The 9,820-nt window shown below is 62.0% G+C and carries 9 protein-coding genes and 1 pseudogene; 4 read left to right on the top strand and 6 right to left on the bottom strand.

All coding sequences use genetic code 11. The annotated features are described in order from the left end of the window. The 4 genes from A5906_RS35495 to A5906_RS35480 all read left to right on the top strand — a co-directional run. Window positions 1-681: ABC transporter substrate-binding protein (locus A5906_RS35495; RefSeq protein ID WP_245327069.1), on the top strand; the 681-nt coding region annotated here is incomplete at its 5' end. Between the two features lie 59 nt (window positions 682-740). Further along, window positions 741-1,451: an ABC transporter permease gene (locus A5906_RS35490; RefSeq protein WP_080139815.1), complete on the top strand. Its 711-nt coding sequence runs from the start codon at window positions 741-743 to the stop codon at window positions 1,449-1,451. Next, complete coding sequence (locus tag A5906_RS35485) at window positions 1,439-2,314, top strand: ABC transporter ATP-binding protein (protein ID WP_080139750.1); 876 nt, start codon at window positions 1,439-1,441, stop codon at window positions 2,312-2,314. Before A5906_RS35490 ends, A5906_RS35485 begins: the two co-directional genes overlap by 13 nt. Window positions 2,315-2,476: 162 nt before the next feature. Beyond that, window positions 2,477-3,202: a Crp/Fnr family transcriptional regulator gene (locus A5906_RS35480; protein WP_080139749.1), complete on the top strand. Its 726-nt coding sequence runs from the start codon at window positions 2,477-2,479 to the stop codon at window positions 3,200-3,202. Window positions 3,203-3,295: 93 nt separating this feature from the next. Here A5906_RS35480 and atzF read toward each other — a convergent pair whose 3' ends face one another. From atzF to A5906_RS43385, 6 genes and pseudogenes are all read right to left on the bottom strand, one after another. Continuing rightward, window positions 3,296-4,678, bottom strand: coding sequence for an allophanate hydrolase (gene atzF, locus A5906_RS35475; protein ID WP_245327068.1), 1,383 nt, complete (start codon window positions 4,676-4,678; stop codon window positions 3,296-3,298). A 617-nt stretch (window positions 4,679-5,295) separates the two neighbouring features. Next, window positions 5,296-6,087: an ABC transporter ATP-binding protein gene (locus tag A5906_RS35465; protein WP_080139746.1), complete on the bottom strand. Its 792-nt coding sequence runs from the start codon at window positions 6,085-6,087 to the stop codon at window positions 5,296-5,298. A 25-nt stretch (window positions 6,088-6,112) separates the two neighbouring features. Continuing rightward, the gene (locus tag A5906_RS35460; RefSeq protein WP_080139745.1) at window positions 6,113-7,369 is read right to left on the bottom strand and encodes an ABC transporter substrate-binding protein; all 1,257 of its coding nucleotides are present in this window, start codon (window positions 7,367-7,369) and stop codon (window positions 6,113-6,115) included. Between the two features lie 40 nt (window positions 7,370-7,409). Beyond that, on the bottom strand, window positions 7,410-8,483 hold the full coding sequence (locus tag A5906_RS35455; RefSeq protein ID WP_080139744.1) for a branched-chain amino acid ABC transporter permease: 1,074 nt from the start codon (window positions 8,481-8,483) through the stop codon (window positions 7,410-7,412). After that, window positions 8,483-9,370, bottom strand: coding sequence for a branched-chain amino acid ABC transporter permease (locus tag A5906_RS35450; RefSeq protein WP_080139743.1), 888 nt, complete (start codon window positions 9,368-9,370; stop codon window positions 8,483-8,485). The genes A5906_RS35455 and A5906_RS35450 overlap by 1 nt, the downstream gene beginning before the upstream one ends. Beyond that, a pseudogene (locus A5906_RS43385) lies at window positions 9,370-9,820 on the bottom strand (AMP-dependent synthetase/ligase); the annotation flags it as partial. The pseudogene A5906_RS43385 and the gene A5906_RS35450, both read right to left, overlap by 1 nt.

Raw genomic sequence — 9,820 nt, 5'->3', positions numbered from 1 at the left:
GCGGGGATGGAATATTCGGATCTCAAGACCATGACCGCAGCTTCCGCCGGGATCAAGACGAAGGCCGATCTACGTGGAAAGCGAATCGCCTTTACGGCCGGAACCGGCAGCGAAGTTTACACGTCGGTTCTGTTGAAAGCGGCGGGCCTGACGTCGAAAGACGTAACGCTCGTCAACCTGCGACCTCAGGAGATGCTGCCCGCGATGGCGGCCGGCAGTATCGACGCGTTCGATACCTGGGAGCCGCACGTCGCGAATGCAAAGAAGGCTCTCGGCGAAGGCGCGATCCCGCTTGATACCAAAGGTCTCTACTCGGAGACCTTCAATATCGTCGTGACGCAGTCTTACCTCGCGGCCAACCCGGCTATCGTCGGCAAGTTCCTGGCATCCCTTATCGAGGCTGAGGGCTGGCTCAAGGCTAATCCGGGTGATGCCATCGACGTTATCGCAGCAGCGACGGGGATGAAACGCGAAGAATTGGCTTCGATCTGGCCGGACTATGTCTACCATGTGCGCCTCGACGACAGGATTCTCGCGACCCTGAAAACGCATGCCGCCTGGCGGCTCGAGACCGGCAATCATCCCCCAGGGGCGAGCATGCCCGATTTCTCGAAAGTCCTGGTGACGGCGCCGCTGAAGACGCTCGACCCGGATCGCGTCACACTGGAGACGCGCCCGTGAGGATCGGGAGACGCAGCAGCGCGAGCGCACGGCTGAGTATCCTTGTCGCCGTCCTCTCCGTGCCCGCTTTCACGGGTGTGTGGGAACTGGTTGCGCGCTCCGGCATCGTGAACGCCGTGCTGTTCCCGCCGCCATCGACCGTCGCTGTCGCCATTCTCGAATGGGTTCGCAGCGGACAATTCTTCGCCGACCTGATGGCGAGCCTCTCGCGCGTGGCCGCAGGCTTTGCGATCGGGGCCGCGGGCGGGATTGTGCTCGGCGTCCTGACTGGCCGGTTTCGGCTGGTGTCCAGCCTGCTTTCACCCTTGTTTCACATCCTTCGTCCAATTCCCCCCGTCGCCTTCGTGCCGATTGTCATCCTATGGTTCGGTCTCTCGGAGACAGGCAAGCTTTTCCTGGTCGTTTGGGGCGTGTTCTTCACGGTATGGCTTGCGACCCACATCGGGGTGCAGAAAGTCGACCGCGGCCTTATCCGTGCCGCCCAGATGCTCGGCACGCCGCAGCCGCAGATGCTGTGGGAGATCGTCCTTCTTGGCGCTCTGCCCTATATTACGGTCGGTCTTCGGACCGCGGTGAGTATCTCCTTCTACACTCTGGTCGCCGCCGAGTTGGCGGGAGCGTTCGCCGGCATCGTCTACCGCATCGAAATTGCGCAGCAGAACATGCAAACGGGGCAGGTCATGGGCGGGTTGGCGGCTCTCGGGCTGCTTTCCTTCGTCGCCGACCGTTCCTTCGCGATTCTTGCCGAACGTGCCGTGTGGTGGCGATGACCCCGGGCCTGCTTCGCCCAGACCAGTCGCTCAGGCTCGTGGAAACGTACCCTCCGTCCGCCCCGGCGCGTCAGGCGATCATCCAGGTCGAGGATTTGAGCATCGTCTTCGATGCGCCGAGCGGACAGGTCGTCGCGGTCGATCGCGTTTCCTTGGCGGTAGCCCAGGGAGAGTTCGTCTCGGTCGTCGGTCCATCCGGCTGCGGCAAGTCCACACTCCTGAATGCGATGGCTGGCCTCGAGCAGCCGTTCGAAGGCCAAGTGCTCATAGCTGGCGAAGCAATGCGCGCGCCACGACCCGAGATCGGAATGGTCTTCCAGCAGCCACATCTGTTTCCGTGGAAATCGGTGCGCCGGAACATCGCGCACGGGCCGCGCGCCCTCGGCAAGCCGAAAGCGGAGGCGCTGCGGATTGCCGACGACCTCATCGAGATGATCGGACTGACCAGATTTGCGTCGGCATATCCGCACACGCTATCGGGAGGCATGCAGCAGCGGGTTGCGATTGCCCGCGCCCTCGCCAATCAGCCGCGCGTACTGTTGATGGACGAGCCGTTCGGAGCGCTGGATGCGCAGACCCGGGCGGTCATGCAGGACAATCTGCTCGAGCTCCGCGAGCGGATCAACGCAACAATCGTCTTTGTCACGCACGATATTGATGAAGCGATCCTTCTCTCTGACCGTGTGCTGATCATGAGCGCGGGACCTGGCCGCATCCTCAAGGATCTTGAGGTCAGCCTGCCGCGGCCGCGCTCCAGCGCCATCGTTGCGGAGGCTGCCTATCTCGCCCTCAAGCGGGATTGCCTTGACCTGATCCGCTCGGAAGGCCGCAGGGCCTTCGAGCAAATGGAAATCAAGACGTAAGCGCCTAAAGCGCGCTGGGATGAAATGTCATCGCGCTTTAGGTCTTTGTTTGAGCATGATCTTTTAGGAGAACCGCTCCACATCTTTCCGGATCATGCTCTGACGACGGGTCTGGCATGGCTCTTGAATGGTCTTGCCTTGCGGCGGCAAGGGAGCGCGCAGATGTCAGCGGCAAGTCTCGGGAATGCGACCGGCATCATGCTGGCGGGATCGGATGCTCTGGTCGGGTCGCTGCCGAGCTTGTTGGATCCGTTGTGCGAGGCAGACCGGCGTCGTGTCCTCGCCATCGGCCGCAAGGAAGTCCTGCAGGCAGGCAAGCATGTCTGGCGTCAGGGCGATCTGCAGAACGGCATTTATCTGATCGAAGAGGGGCGTATCCGCAGCTACTACGCGGCGCCTTCCGGACGCGAGGTGACGCTGGCCTACTGGTTCGCCGGCAATTTCGTCGGCGGCCCGGATCTGTTCGGTACTGGTGCCCACGTATGGTCTTCGGTTGCAGTGGAACGGAGCCAGGTGACGTTCTTGCCCGGACCAGCCCTGCGCGCGCTGGCGCTTCAATCGGCAAGTATCGCGGTCGCGCTGCTGGATGCGCTCGCCTTCAAGGCACGGTGCTACTCGGCCATGGCGCAAATGCTGGGGACCCGCTCGGTGACCGAGCGGTTGCATCGTCTGTTGGTCTTCCTCTCGAAGATCTACGGTTCGCAGCAGGGCCGCGAGATCGTGATCGGGATCCCGTTCACCCATGGTGACCTCGCCAATCTGATCGGCTCAACCCGCCAATGGGTGACGGTGCAGCTTTCCCGAATGCAGGCAAGGGGCGTCATCCGTTATCACCGGGGCCTGATTGTGATCCTCAATCTGCGCGCTCTCGATCTCGAAGTCGTCTAGAGCATGATCCGGAAAAGTGTGAAGCGGTTTTCCGAAAAGATCATGCTCAAACAAAGGACCTAAAGCGCGATGATGATTCATCCTAATCGCGCTTTAGGAAGCGGCCTTCGGATATACCTTTAGGTCGAACAGTCCCGCCTTCGTATCGGGCAGCCATCGCTCGGCAAGGTCGAGAAGAGTATGGTCGCGCCACGCAGGCGCCAGCAAAGTGATGCCCATCGGCATGCCGTTGCCGAGCGTTGCGTTGGGAACCGCTACTGCGCACAAGTCCACGAGATTGGCAAAATAGGAGTAGTAACCGAGGCGGTTGTTGAGCGTGATGGGATCTTCCATCATCTCCGAGATCGTGAAGGGGCGTGGCGCGGTAGGAACCACCAGGACATCGATCTCCTCGAAAAGCGATTGGATCTGGCGTCGCAGCTTCAAAAGTCGATGTTGCGCGGCGAACGCATCTGTTGCGGAAAATCGGGCAGCCGCGCTCAGCACGTTGCGGATGACGTCAAGCAGATCTCCATGATCGATGTCCAGAAGCTTGCTGATCGCCGCATGACGTTCGGCAATCCAAGGCCCTGAAAAGAGCATTTCACCGGCTTCGGCGAAAGGCGCGAAGTCAATTTGCCTGGCTTGGCCTCCCAGTTCCGAAAACCTCGTGCAGGCCTGCCTGTAAAGGTCATCGCATTCCGGCATACCGAATGAATTCAGATGACCGACAGAGACCTGGCCGAACCGGAATTTGCGCGGAGAGGGGGAGGACGAGCCAATCCGTTGGCGGCTATAAGGATCGCTTGCCTCGAACCCTTCGATCAACCCGAGTAGAATTCGGCCCTCGGCAATGGAATTGCAGAAGATCGAGGGACAATCGAGCGTCGGACAGTTCGGCACAAGCCCCCGGGATGAGACGAGGCCGACGGTTGGCTTGATCCCGATGATCCCATTGAACCCTGCGGGAATCCGGCCCGAGCCGCCGGTATCTGTGCCGAGAGCGAAGGCAATATGGCCGGATGCTACGGCAGCAGCCGAACCGGAACTCGAGCCGCCGGAGACATACAGATCGTTGGCTGCGCTGGAACAGGCGCCATAGGGGGAGCGGGTGCCGGACAGTCCCGTTGCGAACTGATCCAGGTTGGTCTTGCCGAGACAGATCGCCCCTGCGGCCGTCAAACTCTCGACGCATCTGGCCGATCGCGCAGCCACATATTCGAATGACGGACAGGCTGCTGTGGTTGGCATGTTCTCAACGTCGATATTGTCCTTGACGCCGAATGGTACGCCAAGGAGCGGCAGGACTTCGCCCTTCTCCGCTCGCTGCACAAGGGCATCGGCCGCGGCCAGCGCTTCTTCCACGGGCCGCACATAAATCCAGCAGTTGCGGCGCCGGTCCCGTTCGATGCGCTCATAGGCAGCTGTGATGATGGAGGCCAACTCGGCAGGCGAACGTTGAGGTCGACTCTGCGCGGATAAGATAGCTTGCGGCACGAAATAAACTCCTGAGGGCATGACCGCACAAATATGAAGCCGTTGCCCAGCAGGGAAAGCAACTAAGCGCCTCTGCCGCACCGGCGGCACCCGAACCTGCAACCACACTGCTATGAGCGGCGGGATATCGATCAGATTCGTTGATTTTCCTGCGCTTTTCGCGGAACTCGACCATGTTCAGTCGCCATTTTCGCAGGCACGGCGAGATGGCATTTCAGTTGTCCGGGGCTGATATGGTTGTCGTGGAGAGAAAGATCGGCGCAACCGACCCGATTGGGCTTCAGGCGCGGGCGGCGTTGCGGCGCGACGACAAACGCGGCAGATATGACGTTCCCGTTCTGGCGGTTGCGATGGCTGTCGCATTTCTGGGCGAACGTCCGCCTTGTATATCTCGGTGGGGCCGTCACATTCGTCGGCGTGACGATCGTACAGCGGCGAAGAGGTGAGCTCCGCGGGTTGGCGGCGCTTTGAACTATGAGGCTCGTGCAGACGCGCGGTGCCCGCCGGGGGGAACAGCAAGGAACGGGCGATCGGCAAGGGTGAGAACCGCACGCTGAAAAACCTTGCCGATCGTGATGTTCTCATTTGCCTCGATCACTTGAACCACCTTGAGCGACCTAAGCCAGCCATCGCTTGCGACGGCGGTAGTGCTTGACCGCGTGATAGTCGACCTGGTTGTGGCCGGCGAGATAGGCTTCCTGGATGTCCGGATTGGCACGAAGCGCTTCGGCGGAGCCGCTCATCACAACGCGGCCCTGTTCGATCAGATAGGCCGACTGCACAAGGTCGAGCGCCGCCACCGCGTTCTGCTCTACCAGCAGAACGGCGACGCCTTGTTCCGCGTTGATGCGGCGGATGACGTCGAAGATCTCGTCGACAAGGAAAGGGGCGAGGCCGAGGCTCGGCTCGTCGAGCAGAATGAGTTTCGGTTCAGTCATCAAGGCGCGCGCGATGGCAAGCATCTGCTGCTCGCCGCCAGACAGGTAGCCGGCCTTGGCATTGGCGCGCTCGGCAAGTCGTGGGAACAGGGTGAGCATCTCGTCGAGTCGTCGTGTCACCCGCGTGCGATCCCGATGCATCGTCGTCGCAGCCAGCAGGTTCTCTGCTGGCGATAGATGCTCGAACACGCGCCGTCCCTCCAGCACATGAACGAGGCCGCGGCGCACGCGCTCGGGCGGATCGAGCGCAAGCAAATTTTCATGGCGGAACGTCGCTTGTCCGCGCGAGACCGCGCCGCGCTCGGATCGCAGTAGGCCGCTGATGGCCTTGAGCACGCTGCTTTTGCCCGCCCCGTTGGCGCCAAGAAGCGCCACGAGACCGCCTTCCGGCACCTCGATCGAGATGCCTTTGACCGCCAGAAAGACGCTGTCGTAAACGACCTCGATGTTGTTCAGCGTCAACAGCGACATGCGGGCACCACTCCCTCGCGCCGGGCTACTTGCCCGACGCTTTGTATTCGGCCGACGACTTCTTGATTTCGCCCCAGACGACGTCCTGATTGGCGCTGAACCAGTCGGTGGCCGGTACGAACTTCGAACCATCCCAGCGCGCGATCCGGCATTGACCGCCGCCCTGGTGATCGGTGTTGGTCACGGTGGTCGGCGGGATCAACCCTTCGGCATCGAAGTTGCTGATGGCGTTGAGGCCGGCATTGAGCCAGTCGCCGCTGATCGGGCCATTCGGCGCCTTCTCGAACGCCTTCCGCACACCCTCGATCATCAGCGCGGCCATCATCACACCATAGTTGTAGTAGGCGGTGCCGACCTTCGCCCTGTCGCCAGCGCCCTTTGCGGGTTCGATGACCGTCTTGATGATGTCCTGGATGATCTTTGGCGACTGACCGGAGGCGCACGGCTCCACCTTGAGGACCCCGGTGGCCTGTGCGCGGCCGACGACGTCCATGTCGGACTCCGACAGCCACACGCTGGAGGCGACCCGGTTCATCGGAATGCCGTTGCGTATGGCTTCCGTCAGCGCAACGGTCTGACCGACGGCCGCGCCCCAAAACACGACCCAGTCGGGTTTGGCGCGCCGGACCTGAGGCCAGATTGCCGACTGGTCGTTGCCGGGAGGAGTATAGGGGAAGGTCTGGAGCGAAAAGCCCTGCTTGGCGGCGAGCGCCTCGAGAATCGGGATCGGCTCCTTGCCAAAAGGCGTGTCGATGTGCACGAAGCAGATCTTCTTGCCCTTGAGGTCGCCGTCTTGCTGGCGGAAGTAGTCGATCAGGAGGCCTGCTTGCGTCCAGTAGTTCGGCGACAGCGGGAAGACGTAGGGGAACGTCTCGCCGTCGGCTGCGTCGCTGCGCCCTGAATAGGCGGTGATGAGGTTGATCTTGTCGGCAGCGGCGCGCTGCACCAGTGCTCGAGCGACAGGTGTGGAGAGCGGATCTACCAGGATCGCGCCTTGTGCCTTGGCGCGCTCATAGGCCTCCAGCGCACGCGGCAGGTCGTTGCCGTGGTCTGAGATGTCAGCGACGATCTGGTAGCCATTGATGCCGCCCTTGGCATTGACGAGAGAGATATAGTCGCGCTGCCCCTGGCTATATTCGACCGTCACGAACGTATAGACGCGCGTGAAATCCTGCGGCATGGCGAACCGGATCACCTTGTCGTCTGCGAGGGCATTGCGGATCGGGATCTGCAAACCGACGAAGGCTGCGCCAGCGGCGGTCAGGAATGTTCTGCGCTTCATGCTCTTGTCCTCCCTTTTTGGGCTGTATCGCCCATTTTCTTCATCGTGGAGCGTGACGGAATGGCCAGACCAGCAGGTAGTTGCGGATATTGTCGTAGATCTTGGCGAGCCCCAGCGGCTCGATCAGCAGGAATCCCATGATCATCGCGCCGTAGAGCAGCAGCGGCAAATGGGCGCGCAGATCGGCGGAAATGCCAAGCCCCGAGCTTACCGCGAGCGCGCCGACCGCCTGGTTCAAGAGGATCGGGGCGAACAGGATCAGCGCTGCGCCGAAGAACGAGCCGAGGATGCTGCCGAGCCCGCCGACGATCACCATCGCAACAAGCTGGATCGAGAGATCGAGATGGAACTGATCGGGGGAGATGGCCCGATAGTAGCAGAAGGCGAGCAGGGCGCCGACAATGCCACCGATGAATGATGAGACCCAGAACGCCAGCAGCTTGAAGCGGAAGGAATCGACACCGATCACCGCCGCCGCATAGTCCTTTTCGCGAACCGCGGCGAGCGCGCGGCCGAACGACGATCGTCCGACATTGAGTACGAACAGCGTAACCACGATGCCGACAAGCAGCACGAAGTAATAGGACCTGACGTCCTCGGTGAGATCGATGCCGAGAAAGCGTGCCGGCGGTACCCGCAGCGTCGCCTGGCCGCCGCCTGAGATCGCGGGCACGTGAATGATGACGAAGTCGACGATCGACTGCATCGCCAGCGTCGCCATCGCGAGGTACAGTCCCTTGACCCGTAAGGCCGTGGCCCCGAACGCGGAGCCGACGACGGCGGAGGCGAGCCCTCCCGCGACCATCGCGATTTCAAACGGAACGCCGAAGCGCGCGGCGTGGGCGGATGCGTAGGCGCCGATCGCGATGATGGCGCCGTAGCCGAGATGAACCTGACCAGCGCCGCCCATCAGGAAATTGAGGCCGAGCGCTGCAGTCGACCAGATCACCCAAGGCAGGAGGTAGCCGACCAGATAGAGGCGATCGACGACGAGCGGCAGGATCAGCAGCACGATCAGGACGGCAACGACCAGGCCGCGATCGAAGGGCAGTCGCCACAGCCGTCGTTCGCTGCGATAGGAGGTGTGTCGTATGCCGGCCCGGCGATAGAACATCAGACCCTCTCGATGTGTTCACGGCCGAGCAGGCCGTGCGGCCGGATCAGAAGGGTGATCAGGATGATCGCCGACGCTACCAAGTCACGGCTGCCGCCGCCGATGATGGGATCGATGATGCCGGTGGCGAGACTTTCGACCAAACCGACGATGATGCCCGCGATCAGGACGCCTGGAATGGAATCGAGGCCGCCGAGGATCGCAATCGCCAGCGCCTTGATCAGCAGCAGCGACAACGACCAGTCGATACCCTGGGTGGCCCCCCACAGCACGCCTGCTGTCGTCGCCATGACAGCCGAAAGCCCCCAGGCAATCGCGATGGCGCGCTCGACACGGATGCCGACCGACCACGAGGCGGTCTGGTCGTCCGAGACAGCGCGCATCACGACGCCGAGCCGCGAATTGAAGAACAGGATCGAGGCCACGATCATCGCAAAGGAGATTAACCCGCCGATCAGCAGCGTGCGGTTGATCAGGATGTCCCCGAGGATGATCGGCGCGTTCGGGATGCCGATATCGATTTTCTTGACACTGGCACCGAGGATGCCCGGCATCAGGCCGCGCAACATGATCTCCATGCCCATGGTCAGCATGATCGCCATGATCAGCGGCTGGCCGATCATGCGCCGCATGGCAAAACGTTCGATCAGCGCGCCGATGCCGAACATGACGGCGGCCGCCAGCGGCGCGGCGACCCAGATCGGCAGGCCGATCAGCGTGCCGCCGATCCAGGCCATGTATGCGCCGGTCATAGCCAGCGCGCCTTGAGCGAGGTTGGCGATACCAGAGGTCTTGTAGATCAATACGATGCCGGCTGAAACTAGCGCATACATCATGCCGATGAAGGCGCCGTTGACCGCGAGTTCGAGAAGAAGGGACGCGTCCATCAGCGCTTGACCTCGCAGATCCTGAGTGTACGCCGGACCGAGCCGCGCCGTCCGTCCTCGTAGAGGATGGGCGCATCGAACGTGATCTCGGGCGCGGTTCCGTATAACGCCTCGATCACCGGCGCGTAGGTCGACTCGATGACGTTGCGCTTCAGCTTTCGGGTCCGGGTGATCTCGCCGTCGTCAGCGTCGAAATCCTTGTGCAGATTGACGAAGCGGTTGACGCGCAGGCCCACCGGCTGGGTTTCGTTGACATGGGCGAGGACGCCCGCGACCAGCGCCTGCACCTCGGGCATCTGGGACAGGTCGGCATAGGAACTGTAGGAAACCGCGCGTCGTTCGGCCCAGTGCCCCACCGCGTCGTAATCGATGCAGACGATGGCCGTGAGTTCGTCGCGTCCGGCGCCTATGACCGCGACATTGCGCACGAAAGGCGAGAACTTGAGGCGG

The sequence above is a fragment of the Bradyrhizobium sacchari genome (assembly GCF_002068095.1).
Taxonomy (GTDB): Bacteria; Pseudomonadota; Alphaproteobacteria; order Rhizobiales; family Xanthobacteraceae; genus Bradyrhizobium; species Bradyrhizobium sacchari.
This window is presented reverse-complemented; position numbering and strand designations above follow the sequence as displayed.